Raw genomic sequence first — 15,722 nt, 5'->3', positions numbered from 1 at the left:
GGGAGGCGGGCCGGACTTATGGCCGGTCTTCCTGCCGGTCCCTGCCCATGTAGCCGCCGGTGAAGCCTCCCGCAATCAGCACCACTGCCCCGAGCCGCGCGAGCCCGACACCCAGCCTGCGCCTGCCCCGCCGCCGGGCAGCCCAGGACCCGGCGAAGATCAGCACCGCTGACGCGTTCAAACCGGCATGCACCACGCCAACCCGCTGCGTTTTCCTGTCGGCAAGAGCCCACTCCGCCCATCCGCTCAGCGCAGTGGGCACCGCGGAGATCACGCCGAGTCCAACAAGGCGGGTGGCCGCCCGCTGCGTGCCGGCATCCGGGAACAGATCGAGGAAGACGGCCATGAACCAGGCCCCGAAGGGGCCGTCGGTGAGGATGGGGTGCAGCGGTATGCCGGTGGCCTGGCCGTGCAGCAGGTTCCGGAGGCGCTCATTCCGCACGAGTCGTCCGGCCAGCGGCCTGGCCGCGTCAACGGGTATGTCGAGGGCCTTGAGCCGCTCGATGCTTCCCATGAGCTGGCGGAACCGGCTGGTATTGCCACGCCCGGCCGTCCGCAGGTGCAGGCCCGGAATTCCCGCTTGCCGTAGTTCCATGGGGCCCATCGTAGCCATCGGGACCTGTCCCGTCATTAGGCCCATGGTCCCCCGGGGAGCGGACATCCGGACGCCCGTGCGCGCGGTGTCCTAGGCTTGGCCCATGGCTCCTCTGTACCCTTTCGCCGGAACCACCCCGGCAGTCCACGAAACCGTCTTTGTTGCCCCGACGGCGTCGATCATCGGCAACGCCACCCTCGCCCGGGACTCGAGCGCCTTCTACGGCGTTTCCGTCCGGGCCGATACCGCTGCCATCACTGTGGGCGAAGGCAGCAACCTGCAGGACAACGTGGTGCTGCACGCGGATCCCGGCTTCCCCTGCACGGTGGGCGAACGGGTCAGCGTGGGGCACGCCGCCGTCGTGCATGGCTGCACGGTGGAGGACGACTGCCTGATTGGGATGGGCGCCACCGTCCTCAACGGGGCGGTGATCGGCGCCGGCTCGCTGGTTGCGGCCGGCGCCGTGGTCCTGGAAGGCACGGTAGTGCCGCCCCGCTCGCTGGTGGCCGGAGTTCCGGGCAAGGTCCGCCGGGAACTCACCGAAGAGGAGTACGACGGTGTCCGGGCCAACGCCGCCCGCTACCGCGAGCTGGCCGCCGCCCACCGGGACCTGCACGCTTCCTAGCCCAGGGTCAGTCCAGTGGGATAGGGCCAAACTCTCCCAGCAGTTCGCCCGGACCCGGGTTGCCCGGAGCGGAGGAACCGCCCAGGTGGTTGACCACGCCCCACACCGCGTTCAGCCCGGTGGTCACGGCGCCCTCGGCCCAGCCGGCGGTGAAGGAGACGTCGTCGCCGGCCAGGAAGATACCCCGCTGCGATTCGGGCAGGGCGTCCTGCTTGAAGTGCGTGAACAGCCGCTGCTGGTAACGGTAGTGCCCGGGCAGGTTGGCCTTGAAGGCGCCCATGAAGTTGGGGTCGGCCTCCCAGGACACGGTGATGGGCTGGCCCACGATGTGGCTGGCAATGTCCACTCCCGGGTAGATCTGTTCCAGCGAATGCAGCATCAGCTCCACCCGTTCGTCGGCATCAAGCGCCAGCCACTTGAGCGCGTCATCGTTCCAGGTGTAGGAGAGCAGGATGACGGCGGGCTGGTCCGGTCCGTTGTCCAGCAGGTAGGTGGCACGGTTGAGCCGGTCGGTCAGCGTCATGGAGAGCACCTCGTTGCCGGTGTCCGGGTCGATGTCCTTCCAGAACGGCCGGTCCACCATCACGAAGGTCTTGGACGACTGCATGTAGTGCGAGCGCTCGATGGCGGTCCACAGCTCCGCGGGGAACAGCGCCTCCTCGGTGTGGATCCGGGTGGAGAGCAGCCAGGACTGGCAGGTGGTTACCACCGCGGGGTAGCTGGCCTCGCGGCCCCAGCGTTCACGGATGCGCAGGTTGCCGTCGGGGTCGCGGCTGATCTTTCCCACGGCGCCGCGGGGCGAACCGGAGTGCAGCGACGCCAGGGACGTTCCGTCCGGCCAGTGAACCATGCCCGACGGCGCGTGCCGCCAGAGTGCCTCGGGCAGCCGCTGCGCTCCCCCGCTGATGAGCCGGTGCTGGTCGTCGGCGTCGGTGTACACCACCCGGAGGATCTCCAGGATCGAGTTCGGGAAGTCGGTATCCCAGCCGCCGGTGCCGAAGCCCACCTGGCCGAAGGCTTCCCGGTGCGCAAACCCCGCCTTCTTAAAGGAGTCGCTGGCCGCGATGAAGCCGTAGAAGGTCTGCTCGTCCATCAGGGGCAGCAGTCCGTTCCACAGTTCCTTGATCCGGGCGGTATCCCTGGCCCGGATGGCATCCTGCATCTCGACGAACCTGGCACCGTCATTGACTGCGGCCTTCCAGGCGTCCGCCACTTCCCGGAAGAACGGCGGGAGGTCGCCAGGCTTTTCCGCATAGTGCTTCTTGCCCGCCAGTTCGATCACGGTGCTGGACGTGGCCGGGGACAGCGGGTTGGGAAACTCCTGGGTGTCCAGGTCCAGCAGGTCGATGTAGTGGTAGAACGCCTTGCCGGACACGGGGAACCTCATGCCGCCGAGGTCGGCCACCACTCCGGGCGCCGCGGGGAACGCCGCCGTGCGGAGGCGTCCGCCGATCTGGTCCGCTTCATAGACAACCGGACGCAGGCCCAGTTTCATGAGTTCGTAGGCCGTGACCAGGCCGGAGAGCCCTGCTCCGATGACGGCGACTTCCGTTCCCAGCAGCTCGGCAGGCACGGATCCCAGCCCGTCCGGGTGGGCCAGGTAATGGTCGTAGCTGAAGGGGAAATCCGGGTTCAGCATGGTGATGGGACCGGCTGCAGCGCCGCCTGCGGTGGCAGGAGCAGCCGGGCCGGCGGAGGTGCTGGACGGGTCCGAGGCCGGCAGTTCGGTGGCGATGGTCATGGTGTTTCTGCCTTCGTCGTTTCGGGGGTTTGCTGGGTGGGACGTTGGGGGCCGGACAGCTCACGGTATTCCTCGTTGCTCATGGCAGCCACCCGGGAGTTCCGGCGTCCGTAGCCGAAGTAGGCAGCCACGCCTACCAGCATCCAGACGGCGAACACCACCCAGGTGTCAGCGCCGAGGTTGGCCATCAGGTACGCGCACATGGCGGCCCCAAGGATGGGCGTGAGCGGGAAGAGCGGCACCCGGAAGGTCCGCTCCAGCTCCGGCCGGGTGCGGCGCAGGTAGATGACGGCCACGTTGACCAGGGCGAATGCGAACAGGGTGCCGATGCTGGTGGCGTCGGCGAGGGCGCCAAGGGGCACCAGCCCGGCGGTGAGCGCGACGGCGGTTCCCACCAGGAGCGTGCCGGCCACGGGGGTGCCGGTGCGGCGGGAAACGCGGCCGAAGATGCTGGGGATCAGGCCGTCGCGGGACATCGACATCAGGATACGCGTCTGCCCGTACAGCACGGTGAGGACGATGCTGGCGATGGCCAGGACGGCGCCCACCGCAAAGACCAGGGCAATCCATGGCTGGCCGGTGGTTTCCTCGAGGATCTTCACCAGGGCCGCCTCGGTACCGTCGAACCAGCCCCACGGCCGTGCGCCGATCGCGGCGACCGCCACCAGGACGTAGATGGTGGTGACGATCAGCATGGACAGCATGATGGCTCGCGGCAGGTCGCGCTTGGGGTTGCGGGCTTCCTCGCCTGCCGTGGAGGCGGCATCGAATCCAATGTAGGAGAAGAACACGCGGGAGGCGGCGGCGGAGACCCCGGCGGCGCCCATGGGCAGCAGCGGCTCAAAGTTGCCGGCGTTGAAAGCGGTGAACGCCACGGCGCAGAAGAACAGCAGGATGCCCACCTTGACCACCACGATGGACGTGTTGATCCAGGCGCTTTCCTTGGCGCCGCGCACCAGCAGGATGGTTGCCAGCACCACGATCACCATGGCGGGTATGTTGACCAGCCCGCCGTCCCCGGGGGGCTGCGACACGGCGTCCGGGAGGACCGACCCGAACACTGCCAGGGTTTCGTTGACATACTGCCCTGCGCCCACGGCGACGGCGGCAACGGAGACGGCGTACTCGAGTACCAGGCACCAGCCGCAGATCCAGGCCATGCCCTCGCCCATGGTGGCGTAGGTGTACGAATAACTGGAGCCGGCCACCGGGACCATGCCGGCCATCTCGGCGTAGGAAACGGCGGACAGCAGGGCGGCAAGGCCGGCGATGGCGAAGGAAATCCAGATGGCCGGGCCGGCCAGTGGAACGGACTCCCCCAGGATCACCAGGATGCCGGTCCCCAGTGTGGCGCCCACGGAGATCATGGTCAGCTGCAGCACACCGAAACTCCGGACCAGGCGGGGGCCGCCGGCGTTGTTTTCGGCCTCGCTGACCATCTGGGCGATCGGCTTGCGGCGCAGCAGTTGCGCGCCCAGGGCGGGACGGGACGGGGTTCCGCCTGGGGCGCCCGTTGCCGGGCCGGTAAGTGTAGGCACAGTCATCGTTGACGTCCGTTCATGTCGTTGGCTGGTTGGTCTGGTTTTCCCCTCACCCAGCGTAGGGGTGTGAGCGGCATCTCACGGTGTGCAGAATGACCTATAGTGTTCATCCATGAGACGCAATGCACCAGCCAAGGACGGCACTCCGGATCAGCTCGACGCCGTCACGCTGGGGCAGTTCCTCGCTGCGCTTCCTCCTGAAGTTTCCGTGGTGAACGATGCCGGTACCGCCGAGGTCCCCCTGCGCTGGGTGGAGCCCAGCGAGCTGGAGGACCCCACCCCCTACCTGATGGACGGCGAATTCGTCCTGACGGCCGGCCTGCCCTTCCGCGGCAGCGGCAGCAGCGCGGCGAAGGAAGACGGGTACGTCCGGCGGCTCGTGGCGGCCGGGGTCGCTGCCCTGGGCTTCGGCCTGGAGCCGTATTACGACGCCGTACCGGACCACCTGGTGCAGGCCTGCCGGCGGCACGGGCTCACGCTGGTGGAAGTTCCGGCCAGCGTTCCCTTCGCTGCGCTGGGGCTCGAATTTTCCAAGCTCCTCGAATCCGGCAACGCACAGGTCTTCCGGCAGCTGGCAGAGACCAACCGCCACCTGATGCGGGCGGTCCTCTCCGCCCGCCCGGAACATGAACTGCTGGCGGCGCTGGTCCAGCGCGTTCCCGTGTGGGCTGTGCTGGTGGGCTCGGACGGGAGGGTGCGCGCCCGGGCGGGGACCGCCGTCGGACTTTCCCAGCTCCAGCCGCTGCTGAAGAAGCTCCTCGGCGGCAGCGGCCCGCGCGTGGAAACGGAGACCCTGGAAACAGCCGGAGGGCCGGCGCTGGTGTTCGGCCACCCGCTGCGAAGCACGCGCGACGCCACCCTTGGAAGCCTGGTGCTTGGGACGGAAAGGCCCCTCACTCCGGCGCAGAACAACGTGGTTTCCTCCGTGGTGGGACTGCTTGAGTTACTGGTCCGGCAGCGGACCAGCGGCTCCCTGGCCCCCAGCCAGCTGGCCACGGCCCTGCTGCTGCATCCGGAGAGCCTGTCCGGGAGCAACGGCCGCGAGCTGGACAGCCTCCAGGACCTGCTGGCCCAGAGCGTTTCCGGAACCAGGCCAGGGCCGGTGCGGGTGGTGCAGGGCGTGCGCGCGGAACCCTCCACCGCCCTGGCCGACGGTCCGGTCCGGGAGCTGCTCCAATGGCGCAGGATCTTCGACACCAAGATGGTGGAGCTGACGGACTACGGATTCGCGGCCGTGACCCGGCTCAAAGTGGATGAATCCCTGTTGGCAGAGGTGGAACAGCTGGGCTGGCGTTTGGTGGTGGGCGAACCCACGGGACTGCCTGGGCTGGCCGCCGCCTACCGGCGCGCCAGCGCGCTGCGCCCCCGCGTGGCCACCGCCCGCAAGAGCCTCCGGGAGGAGGAGCTGACGTGGTCGGTAACCGGGCTGCTGGGAAGTGATGCCGGCGCCCTCCTCGCGGCCCGCCTCCTGGGACCGGTGCTGGAGCTGGACGCAGAGCGAAGGGCGTCGCAGCTCCGGGCGCTCCGGTCCTGGCTGGGCGCGCACGGGAGCTGGGATGCAACCGCCAAGGACCTGGGACTGCACCGGAACAGCGTCCGCCGCCAGATCAACGGGGTGGCAGAGCTGCTGGGCATTGACCTGGGGCAGGCCCAGGCCCGGGCCGAGCTCTGGATTGCGCTGCAGTACGTGGACGACGCCGCGCAGGCCGAACCTGCCTAGAGACCCCAGGTCCGGTAGAGGTCAGGGCGGCGTTCTGCCAGGTACGGCACGTTCTGCCGCTCACGGGCGGCGGCGCCCGGATCCACCTCCGCGTAGACAAGCTGTGGCTCCCCGCCCGCCTCGGCCAGCAATCCGCCGTCGGGCCCGGCAACAACGCTGCCGCCCAGGAACCTGCAGCCGTCCTCTTCCCCGGAGTGGTTCGCGTAGGCAATGGTCAGCTGGCTCTCCAGTGCCCGCGCCCGCAGCAGGACCTGCGGCACGTCGTCGAAGCCGTGCGCCAGGGCCGTGGGGACCAGCAGCAGTTCCGCGCCCCTGACGGCAGCGGCGCGGACGGTTTCGGGAAACTCGACGTCGTAACAGATCACCAGGGAGGTGGGGACGCCGTTGAAGTCCACGACGGCGGGGGCCTCCCGGGCGGGGCTGAACGCCGACCGCTCGTCGTCGCCGAACAGGTGCACCTTGCCATATCTGAGCAGGGCGGTGCCGCTGGCGTCCAGGAGGGTCGCGCTGATCTGCCAGTCACCCTGCCCGGTAACCCGCGGGAGACTGTAGACCAGCCCGATGCCATTGCCGCGGGCGATGCCGGCCAGCCGCTGCTGGAGTTCCGGCAGCAGGGAAGGATCCAGTTCGGAACGCACCCGGCGGGGAGCATAGCCCACGGGAAAAAGCTCAGGGGTCACCAGGACGGCTGCCCCGCGGGCTGCGGCCGTCCGGGCGGCAGCGTCGATTGCGCGGCAGTTGGCCTCCACGTCAAGGACCACAGAGTTTTCCTGCAGGAGTGCCAGCAGCACTGCTACCACCTTCCTTCGTTGGAGCGGCCGCGGGACGGGCCTTCCTTCAGCCTAGCGAGGCTCCGGCGGCGGGTTGGGGGCTGTTTGCACCGCTGGGGGCGCCACCGGGGTCAGATTGTCCCGGTTTCCAGATTCCCGACCAAAAGCACCTCTTGCGTTAACTTCTTGACTACAAGAGCCGGGATAGGGCAATCTTCTTAGCATGTCCGCAACCCCGCGCTCAACGAGGAGCAAGCAAAAAAATCCGGGATCGCAGTCCGCGCTGCGCCAGCTGAACCAGCAACGGATCATCGAAACGCTGATGGGCGGACCGGCCACGCAGGCTGAACTCGCCAGGCAGACCGGCCTCTCCACCGCCACGGTGTCCAACATCGTCAAAATCATGCTGGACTCCGGCCTTGCCTCGGCAGAGCCAATCACCAGTTCCGGCCGCCGGGCCCTGAACGTCAGGCTCAACAGCAACGGCGCCGTCGCCGTCGGAATCGACTTCGGGCGGCGCCACCTCCGCGTGGTACTGGCCTCCCTCAGCTACCACGTCATCGCCGAGGAATCCGTGATGCTTCCCCTCGGCCACCAGGCCGAAGAAGGCATCCGGGCCGCCGTGGCGCTGCTGGAAAAACTGCTGCGGGAGAGCGGCATCGAACGCAGCGCCATGGTGGGTGCCGGCGTCGGAATTCCCGGCCCCATAGACCGGCGCACCGGAACCGTGGCACAAGGCGCCATCCTCCCGGAGTGGGTGGGGATCAACATCCTCCAGCACCTCGAGGAGACCCTCAAGATCCCCGTGTTCGTTGATAACGACGCCAACCTGGGCGCCTGGTCCGAGGTCACGTGGGGACAACATTCAGGGGTCAGCAACCTCATGTTCTTGAAGATCGGATCGGGCATCGGCGCGGGCCTGATCCTCAACGGGGCCCCCTACTACGGAAACGTCGGCATCACCGGCGAAATAGGCCATGCCACGATCCACGAGCAGGGCCTCGTGTGCCGTTGCGGCAACCGGGGATGCCTGGAGACCATTGCCTCCACCACCACCATGATCGAGCTCCTCAGCCGGGGTGAGGACAGGCCGCTGACGCCCGCGGACATCGTCAGGAAAGCCCTCAACCGGGACCCCGCAACGCTCCGCGTGGTGGACGATGCCGGGCTCTCGGTCGGCCGGGCACTGGGCAACGTCGCCAACCTGATCAACCCCGAAGTCATCGTGGTGGGGGGACCGCTTGCGGGCCTTGGCGACATCCTGCTGGACCCCATCAGGCGCGGCCTGGTGAGGCACGCGGTGCCGGTGATCGGCGAAACCACCACCTTGGCCATGTCCTCCCTGGGCGACCGCGCCGAGGCCCTCGGGGCGGCCGCTTTGGTGTTCCAGCACGCCGGGATACGGAAAACCTAGACCGTTTCGTTACCCGCCGATTGCGTTAAAGACTTGACGGCAATAGGCGTGATCCAGTTTACTTTTGGATCAGACGGCCCTGCGCTTTGCCGGCCGGACAAAGAAGTCATTGCATTGGAGGGTTAGGGTTCATGACGTCCCAGACCACGCAAACGGAACCGATCATCCTTGAGATGCGGTCCATCACCAAGGAATTCCCGGGCGTTAAAGCGTTGGATAACGTGAGCCTGAGGGTCAAAGCCGCGGAAATCCACGCAATCTGCGGCGAGAACGGTGCAGGCAAGTCCACCCTGATGAAGGTCCTCTCGGGCGTTTACCCGTACGGCAGCTACGACGGCGACATCGTCTACCAGGGCCAGGTGCAGCAGTTCAAGGACATCAGGGCCAGCGAACACGCCGGCATCGTGATCATCCACCAGGAACTGGCGCTGATCCCCGAGCTGTCCATCATGGAAAACATCTTCCTGGGCAACGAGCCCACCAAGCGCGGCGTCATCAACTGGGCGGAGGCCCGGCTGCGCTCCCTGGACCTGCTGGCCAGGGTGGGCCTGCGCGAGGACCCGGACACCCCCATCAAGGAAATCGGTGTCGGCAAGCAGCAGCTGGTGGAAATCGCCAAGGCTCTGAACAAGTCCGTAAAGATCCTCATCCTGGACGAGCCCACCGCGGCGCTGAACGAGTCCGATTCCCAGCACCTGCTTGACCTGATGCTCGGCCTGAAGGCCAAGGGCATCACGTCCATCATCATTTCCCACAAGCTGAACGAGATCGAACAGATCGCCGATTCCATCACCATCATCCGTGACGGCAAGTCCATCGAAACGCTGAACGTCAAGGCCGACGGCGTGGACGAAGACCGGATCATCAAGGGCATGGTGGGGCGCACGCTGGAGTCCCGCTTCCCGGACCACACCCCCAAGATCGGCGAGGTGTTCTTCGAGGTCAAGGACTGGACCGTGGGCCATCCCAACGTGGCGGACCGGCTGGTATGCAAGAACTCCAGCTTCTTCGTCCGCCGCGGGGAGATCGTCGGCTTCGCCGGGCTCATGGGCGCCGGCCGCACCGAGCTGGCCCGCTCGGTCTTCGGCCGCTCCTACGGCCGCTTCATCAGCGGCCACATCTACAAGGACGGCAAGGAGATCACCCTCAAGACCGTGCGCCAGGCCATCGACGCGGGGCTGGGTTACGTCACCGAGGACCGCAAGTCCCTGGGACTGAACCTGCTCGATGACATCAAGACCACCACGGTGGCAGCGAACCTGCGGAAGATCAGCCACAACTCGGTGGTGGACCTGAACCAGGAATTCACCGTGGCGGAGCAGTACCGCAAGTCGCTGCGCACCAAAACCCCGTCCGTGGAGGAAGGCGTGGCCAAGCTCTCCGGCGGCAACCAGCAGAAGGTGGTCCTCGCCAAGTGGATGTTCACCGACCCCGATCTGCTGATCCTGGACGAACCGACCCGCGGCATTGATGTTGGTGCCAAGTACGAGATCTACGGAATCATCCAGCAGCTTGCCAACCAGGGGAAGGGAGTCATCGTCATTTCCTCGGAACTCCCCGAACTCCTGGGCCTGTCCGACCGCATCTACACGATTTTCGAAGGCGCCATCACAGGTGTCCTGAACAAAGACGAGGCCAGCCAGGAAAGCCTGATGAAACTGATGACCTCCGCCCGCAAAGCCGAAGCCGCCTGACCCTCTGGATCATCCCAGAACCTTCCGGACACAAGGACTGACACCATGAACGCCCTCAAAAAGCTGTTTGGCGGAAACACCCGCCAATTCGGCATGATCTTCGCCCTGGTTGCACTGATCGTCTTCTTCCAGATCGCCACCGACGGCCGGACCCTCACCCCCGGCAACGTCATCAACCTCTTCAACGGCAACTCCTACATCCTGATCCTCGCCATCGGCATGGTCCTGGTGATCATCGCGGGGCACATTGACCTGTCCGTGGGCTCCATCGCAGCCTTCGTGGGGGTCACCGTTGCCCTGGCCATCCGGGACTGGGGCATCCCCTGGTATGCCGGAGTGCTCCTGGGCCTGGCACTCGGAGCGCTGATCGGCGCCTGGCAGGGCTGGTGGGTGGCCTATGTGGGGATACCCGCCTTCATCGTGACCCTCGCCGGCATGCTCCTGTTCCGCGGCTTCAACCAGTTTGTCGGCAAGTCCAACACCATCCCCGTTCCGGCCGACTTCCAGTACCTCGGTTCCGGCTACCTCCCCGAAGTGGGACCCAACACAGGGTTCAACAACCTGACCCTGCTGCTGGGCATCGCCGCCGCGGCATTCGTGGTGGTTGGTGAACTGCGGTCCCGCGCCCGGGCCAAGGCATTGGGCGCCGAGGTTCCGGAAATGTGGGTCACCGCGCTGAAGCTGGTCCTGATCTGCGGTGCCATCCTCTACGCCACGTACCTGTTCGCCACCGGCCGCCCCGGCACCTCGTTCCCCATTCCCGGCCTGATCCTGGCCGTCCTGGTCCTGATCTACGGCTTCATTTCCTCCCGCACCGTCCTGGGCCGCCACGTCTACGCGGTCGGCGGCAACCGCCACGCGGCCGAACTCTCCGGCGTCCAGTCCAAGAAGGTCAACTTCCTGGTCATGATGAACATGTCCATCCTTGCCGGCCTGGCAGGCATGATCTTCGTAGGCCGCTCCACCGCGTCGGGACCCTTTGACGGGGTCGGCTGGGAACTGGACGCCATCGCGGCAGTCTTCATCGGCGGCGCCGCAGTGACCGGCGGCGTGGGAACCGTCGTCGGATCCATCATCGGCGGCCTGGTCATGGCCGTGCTGAACAACGGCCTCCAGCTCCTCGGCGTCGGCGCCGACCTCACGCAGATCATCAAGGGCCTGGTGCTCCTGATCGCCGTCGCCTTCGACGTCTACAACAAGAGCCAGGGCAAGAAGTCGATCATCGGCCTGCTCACCCAGAACTTCAACCGTAAGCAGGGGCCCTCCAACCCCAACCAGCCGGACGAAACCACCTCCACGAAGGAAGCGATCGCCAGGGAAGCCTGAGCCTTGCGGCCTGAATAGCGTTACACCACTACAGAGAAAGAGAACCAACAATGCGAATGATTGGTAAAGCAGGAAAGGCAGCAGCGGTCGCTGCCATCGCAGCACTGGCGCTGACGGGCTGCGGACGGTCGGAGACCTCCACAGGCGGCGGCACCGAGGGCGCCAGCGGCTTTGAGCAGGACTCCGCCATCGGCGTTGCCCTTCCGCAGAAGACCAGTGAGAACTGGGTTCTCGCTGAGAAGCTGTTCAATGAGGGCCTCACCGAGGCCGGCTTCAAGCCCGATGTACAGTTCGCCAACGGCGGTGTGTCCGAGCAGCAGAACCAGATCAGCGCCATGGTCACCAAGGGTGCCAAGGTCATCATCGTGGGTGCCATCGACGGCTCCCAGCTGGGCACGCAGCTCAAGCAGGCCAAAGACTCCGGCGCCACGATCATCGCCTACGACCGCCTGCTGCTGAACACCGAGAACGTGGACTACTACGTGGCCTACGACAACTTCAAGGTGGGTGAACTCCAGGGCCAGGCACTGCTGGAAGGCCTCAAAGAGAAGAAGGGCGAGGGTCCCTACAACATCGAACTCTTCGCGGGCTCCCCGGACGATGCCAACGCCAAGGTCTTCTTCGACGGAGCCATGAGTGTCCTGAAGCCGAAGATCGACGACGGCACGCTCAAGGTCCTCTCCGGCCAAACCAGCTTCGAGCAGGCTGTGACCCAGGGCTGGAAGGCTGAGAACGCCCAGCGCCGCGCCGACACCCTGCTCACCGGCAGCTACTCCAGCGAGTCCCTGGACGGCGTCCTGTCCCCGAACGACACCCTGGCCCGCGCGGTCCTGACCTCCGTCAAGGCAGCAGGCAAGGAGCTTCCGGTCGTCACCGGCCAGGACTCCGAGGTTGAGTCCGTCAAGTCCATCATGGCGGGCGAGCAGTACTCCACCATCAACAAGGACACCCGCAAGCTCGTTGAGCACGCTATCACCATGGTGAAGGATCTCCAGGCCGGCAAGACGCCCGAGATCAACGACGAGAACTCCTACAACAACGGTGTCAAGACTGTTCCGGCCTACCTGCTGGAGCCGGTCATCGTCACCGCTGCGAACGTCAAGACCGCTTACGAAGGCGACCCGGTTCTCGAACCGATCACCAAGTAGCGGTCAGCAAGCAGAACGCCCGGTCCCCTGTTGGGGGCCGGGCGTTTCCTTGTGCCTGGCTGTCCCGGTTCTACCGCTTAACGGTGAGGACCCCCGGACCGGTGAAGTGCAGCGCGTGGTTCCGTACCGCCTGAGGCGTTGTGAATGCTTTGTAGTTGTATGCATCCGCAGGGTCCCAGCCGACGTCGGTGCTGAAGTCCCACCCCGTCCAGTCCGGGGCGGGCTCCCCCTTGAGTTCCGCTTCCGCCAGGGCCTCCGCGCGGTTCTGCTCGAAGGATGCCTGCGCCACGGCGTTGAGGTCGGCCTCCTCACCGTTGAACCAGGAGCCGATGTCCTTGAAACGGTGTCCGTTGTAGCTGCTCACCATGATTGATTTGTCAGCCCCGGGTCCGGAGTAGTCGAAGGCGTTGCGCTCGGAGTAGATCCGCGACTCGTAGCCTGCACCCAGGAAGTAGCTGTTACCACCCTGGCCCTCGCTGATCATGGGGTATTGCGGGTGCTCTGTGCTGGCCACAAAGTAGTTGTTCAGCACATGCACCTGCCCGAACCGTACCCGCGGACCGCGCTGCTGGATGTTTTCGAGGTGGTTGCCGATGTAGCTGACGCGCAGTTTCCCGCCGTCCTTGTCCACATGTTCGTCCCCTGACCCGAGCAGCATGGTCTTGTCATGGTTGGAAAGCTTGCTGTTGGAGATGGTCACGTAATCGGTGCCGTCCTTGAGGTCCAGGAGGCCGTCGTGCCGGTTGGCCGGCTTGCCGTCGGGACCGAGGGGCGCCTCGCTGTCGGGGAACCGCCCGTCGGTCAGCCGGACGTGGTCTATCCACAGATGGTCAGAGGTAACGGAAGATACGGCGTCGAACCTCGCGTTCCAGGCACCGTCCCCGTCGTCGGGGGACCAGGTGCTGAAGAAGTCCACCGGTGCCTCGACGCTGAGGTTGCGCATCACCACGTCGGTGGCGCTGAGTATCACGATGTTGGCGCCAACGAAACCTGAATCGGCACCCAGGCCAATCAGGGTGGTGTTGCTGGGCAGGCTTACTTCGATCTGCCGCTTCATGTTGTTGCTGCCGGTCTGGCGGAGCTGCCTCTGCTTCTTGCAGTACTCATGGGTCTGGTCGCTCCAAACCTTTCCTTCCGGTCCGAAGCAGGATATGTACTTGTCGATGTCATACCCCGGCGCGTAGTCCTGCTCCCCCAGGACGCGGCCATCGGGCGTCTGGTTGCCGTCAATGGTCCCGTTGACGTAGATGATCTTGGGCGCCTTGGGCTCGCCGTTATTGGCCAGCGCAGCCTTGAGTCCGGCGAGTGTGCTGACTTCGTAGCGGTTCGCAGCGGGTGCCCCCGCACCGCCGTCGGTACCGCTGCCGACGGCGGCCCACCCCGTGGGTGCCGCGTCGTCCGCCCGGATAACGCCTCCTCCGGTCGGTGCCGGACTGGCGGGTGCCATACCCGCGGTTGCAGGAGCGGCCACTGCCAGCCCCGCTGCGAGCGCAAGTGCGGAGGCGGAGGCAGCGACTCCTGCTCCTATGCGGAACCTGCTCCGGACGGCTGGGGTGGTAGGTCTGGTGTGTGTTGCGGACGTCATTGGCCCTTTTTCCGGCATGCCAAACAGACCACATGCCTAGGTGGGTGCGGATCATGGAAGGGTAGCCGCCGCGCAAGAAAACGGTTTCCAGTGGCGGTTCTCTATTCTTATGTCTCCCGCGACAATGCTGTCAAGGGTTTGTCACAACGCGCTGCCCGGCATTCTCACAAGTTGCCCGACGCTCTCGCACTTACTGCAGGTCATAACTGAACCCTCGCTCACCCTCAATGAGAGGATGGTCACCATGAGTGCCCCCATCGCCAAGCCATGGCTGTCCACCCAGTCCGACCAGGACCCCCGATCCTCTACCGGTTCTCCCCTGCGCTGGGGGATCATCGCCACGGGCGGGATCGCCCGCTCGGTGTCGCAGGACCTGGCCCTGCTGGCAGATGCCGAGCTGTATGCCGTCAGTTCACGGGGCCAGGACACGGCTGATGCCTTTGCGGTGGCCTATGACTTCGCAAAGGCCTACGGTGACGAAGGCGGCGTGCCCGGCTACCAGCGGCTGCTCGCGGACGAGCAGGTGGACGTCGTCTATGTTGCGACGCCCCACGCCCAGCACTACGAGATCGTTCTCGCGGCGCTCAACGCCGGCAAACACGTCCTGTGCGAAAAGGCCTTTACCATCAACGCCCGGGAAGCCTCAGAGCTCATCGACGTTGCCAGGACCCGCAACCTGTTCCTCATGGAAGCAATGTGGAGCCGTTTCCTGCCGAGCATGCAGCGGGCGTTCGAGATTGCCGCGTCCGGCGAGCTCGGCGACATCCATTGGGTCACGGCAGACCTTGGTTTCCCGGCCCCGTACTCCCCTACCTCCAGGTTGTGGGCCAGGAAGGACGGCGGCGGCGCGCTGCTGGACCTTTCGGTGTACCCGCTCCTGTGGGCGCTGGGCACACTGGGCTTCCCGCAGACAGTGAGTGCCAGCGGGTTCATCAATGACGACGGCGTGGACGCCCAGAACGCGCTGACATTGGGATACAACCACGGTGCGCAGGTGCAGCTTACGTCCTCGCTCCTGGCGCATGGCCCCAGGACCGCCACAGTGGCGGGCAGCCTTGGCTACCTGCAAAGCGTGGGCTCCATTAACAATCCCAGTGAACTGACGGTTTCCACGGGCTGGGACTCCCGCAGGGCTGAAGCCTTTGAGCCAGTGGGCCGCGGATACGTTTACGAGCTGCGCGAAGTTACCCGCTGCATCCAGCAGGGACTTACGGAAAGCCCGGTGATGCCGCTCGAGGACACCCTGAATACAATGCGTCTCTTTGACGGCGTTCGTGCGCAGCTGGGGGTCAGCTATCCGAACGACCGGCACTGAGCTTCACCCCCGGGATCTTCGATCAAACGCCGGTTATGACGAGTTCCGTCGGCTCTGTAATTCCTGAGCTATGAAGTTTTCAGATTTGTCGAGTTGTTTGAGCAGACCCTAGACTTCCCGCAACATTCGGTCTTAGGCTGTAGCCATCGTCGAATGCATCAGTACTGGGGGTGGTACGCATGGCTGGTAGTCGCTCGCCGTGGCGTGCCTTTCGGCCGGTGTTCCTTGCAGGCGCCGCCACCCTCACT

12 protein-coding genes are annotated in these 15,722 nt (G+C 65.7%); 7 read left to right on the top strand and 5 right to left on the bottom strand.

The window, feature by feature from the left end:
• Positions 1–16: 16 nt before the first annotated feature.
• Positions 17–595: a DUF2231 domain-containing protein gene (locus tag AC4BCK_RS05970; RefSeq protein ID WP_490566739.1), complete on the bottom strand. Its 579-nt coding sequence runs from the start codon at positions 593–595 to the stop codon at positions 17–19.
• A gap of 103 nt (positions 596–698) precedes the next feature.
• Between AC4BCK_RS05970 and AC4BCK_RS05965 the strand changes: the two genes are divergently transcribed.
• Complete coding sequence (locus AC4BCK_RS05965; RefSeq protein WP_251422342.1) at positions 699–1,220, top strand: gamma carbonic anhydrase family protein; 522 nt, start codon at positions 699–701, stop codon at positions 1,218–1,220.
• 7 nt (positions 1,221–1,227) lie between these two features.
• Here the strand turns inward: AC4BCK_RS05965 and AC4BCK_RS05960 are convergent, their stop codons facing one another.
• Together AC4BCK_RS05960 and AC4BCK_RS05955 are read right to left on the bottom strand one after the other, a co-directional pair.
• The gene (locus AC4BCK_RS05960; RefSeq protein WP_174175434.1) at positions 1,228–2,961 is read right to left on the bottom strand and encodes a flavin monoamine oxidase family protein; all 1,734 of its coding nucleotides are present in this window, start codon (positions 2,959–2,961) and stop codon (positions 1,228–1,230) included.
• Entirely contained in the window at positions 2,958–4,505 is a 1,548-nt protein-coding gene (locus tag AC4BCK_RS05955; protein ID WP_251422340.1) for an amino acid permease, read from the bottom strand. The genes AC4BCK_RS05960 and AC4BCK_RS05955 overlap by 4 nt, the downstream gene beginning before the upstream one ends.
• Positions 4,506–4,614: 109 nt before the next feature.
• Between AC4BCK_RS05955 and AC4BCK_RS05950 the strand changes: the two genes are divergently transcribed.
• The gene (locus AC4BCK_RS05950) at positions 4,615–6,222 is read left to right on the top strand and encodes a PucR family transcriptional regulator (RefSeq protein ID WP_490566738.1); all 1,608 of its coding nucleotides are present in this window, start codon (positions 4,615–4,617) and stop codon (positions 6,220–6,222) included.
• Here AC4BCK_RS05950 and AC4BCK_RS05945 read toward each other — a convergent pair.
• Positions 6,219–7,013: a carbon-nitrogen hydrolase family protein gene (locus tag AC4BCK_RS05945; RefSeq protein ID WP_174175428.1), complete on the bottom strand. Its 795-nt coding sequence runs from the start codon at positions 7,011–7,013 to the stop codon at positions 6,219–6,221. The genes AC4BCK_RS05950 and AC4BCK_RS05945 overlap by 4 nt on opposite strands.
• 202 nt (positions 7,014–7,215) lie before the next feature.
• Between AC4BCK_RS05945 and AC4BCK_RS05940 the strand changes: the two genes are divergently transcribed.
• The 4 genes from AC4BCK_RS05940 to AC4BCK_RS05925 all read left to right on the top strand — a co-directional run bounded on the left by AC4BCK_RS05940 (position 7,216) and on the right by AC4BCK_RS05925 (position 12,574).
• Positions 7,216–8,406 (top strand): ROK family transcriptional regulator, encoded by a 1,191-nt coding sequence (locus tag AC4BCK_RS05940; protein WP_174175426.1) that lies wholly within the window; start codon positions 7,216–7,218, stop codon positions 8,404–8,406.
• A 131-nt stretch (positions 8,407–8,537) separates the two neighbouring features.
• Positions 8,538–10,100 (top strand): multiple monosaccharide ABC transporter ATP-binding protein, encoded by a 1,563-nt coding sequence (mmsA, locus tag AC4BCK_RS05935; RefSeq protein WP_490566737.1) that lies wholly within the window; start codon positions 8,538–8,540, stop codon positions 10,098–10,100.
• Between the two features lie 45 nt (positions 10,101–10,145).
• On the top strand, positions 10,146–11,426 hold the full coding sequence (gene mmsB / locus AC4BCK_RS05930) for a multiple monosaccharide ABC transporter permease (RefSeq protein WP_174175422.1): 1,281 nt from the start codon (positions 10,146–10,148) through the stop codon (positions 11,424–11,426).
• Between the two features lie 50 nt (positions 11,427–11,476).
• Positions 11,477–12,574 (top strand): substrate-binding domain-containing protein, encoded by a 1,098-nt coding sequence (locus AC4BCK_RS05925; RefSeq protein WP_174175420.1) that lies wholly within the window; start codon positions 11,477–11,479, stop codon positions 12,572–12,574.
• Positions 12,575–12,644: 70 nt separating this feature from the next.
• Here the strand turns inward: AC4BCK_RS05925 and AC4BCK_RS05920 are convergent, their stop codons facing one another.
• Positions 12,645–14,159: a pectate lyase family protein gene (locus tag AC4BCK_RS05920; RefSeq protein WP_490566736.1), complete on the bottom strand. Its 1,515-nt coding sequence runs from the start codon at positions 14,157–14,159 to the stop codon at positions 12,645–12,647.
• Between the two features lie 244 nt (positions 14,160–14,403).
• On the opposite strand from AC4BCK_RS05920, the gene AC4BCK_RS05915 reads away from it, so the two are divergent.
• Complete coding sequence (locus AC4BCK_RS05915) at positions 14,404–15,474, top strand: Gfo/Idh/MocA family protein (protein ID WP_490566735.1); 1,071 nt, start codon at positions 14,404–14,406, stop codon at positions 15,472–15,474.
• Positions 15,475–15,722: the final 248 nt, after the last annotated feature.

The sequence above is a fragment of the Pseudarthrobacter sp. As-47 genome (assembly GCF_058215595.1).
Note: the sequence above shows the minus strand (reverse complement) of the source record. Positions and strands in the feature narration are given on the sequence as shown.

What these genes read in the sequence shown, in the direction of transcription:
- AC4BCK_RS05970 (WP_490566739.1), bottom strand. Translation starts at nt 595, where the DNA reads ATGGAACTACGGCAAGCGGGAATTCCGGGCCTGCACCTGCGGACGGCC.
- AC4BCK_RS05965 (WP_251422342.1), top strand. Translation starts at nt 699, where the DNA reads ATGGCTCCTCTGTACCCTTTCGCCGGAACCACCCCGGCAGTCCACGAA.
- AC4BCK_RS05960 (WP_174175434.1), bottom strand. Translation starts at nt 2,961, where the DNA reads ATGACCATCGCCACCGAACTGCCGGCCTCGGACCCGTCCAGCACCTCC.
- AC4BCK_RS05955 (WP_251422340.1), bottom strand. Translation starts at nt 4,505, where the DNA reads ATGACTGTGCCTACACTTACCGGCCCGGCAACGGGCGCCCCAGGCGGA.
- AC4BCK_RS05950 (WP_490566738.1), top strand. Translation starts at nt 4,615, where the DNA reads ATGAGACGCAATGCACCAGCCAAGGACGGCACTCCGGATCAGCTCGAC.
- AC4BCK_RS05940 (WP_174175426.1), top strand. Translation starts at nt 7,216, where the DNA reads ATGTCCGCAACCCCGCGCTCAACGAGGAGCAAGCAAAAAAATCCGGGA.
- mmsA (WP_490566737.1), top strand. Translation starts at nt 8,538, where the DNA reads ATGACGTCCCAGACCACGCAAACGGAACCGATCATCCTTGAGATGCGG.
- mmsB (WP_174175422.1), top strand. Translation starts at nt 10,146, where the DNA reads ATGAACGCCCTCAAAAAGCTGTTTGGCGGAAACACCCGCCAATTCGGC.
- AC4BCK_RS05925 (WP_174175420.1), top strand. Translation starts at nt 11,477, where the DNA reads ATGCGAATGATTGGTAAAGCAGGAAAGGCAGCAGCGGTCGCTGCCATC.
- AC4BCK_RS05920 (WP_490566736.1), bottom strand. Translation starts at nt 14,159, where the DNA reads ATGACGTCCGCAACACACACCAGACCTACCACCCCAGCCGTCCGGAGC.
- AC4BCK_RS05915 (WP_490566735.1), top strand. Translation starts at nt 14,404, where the DNA reads ATGAGTGCCCCCATCGCCAAGCCATGGCTGTCCACCCAGTCCGACCAG.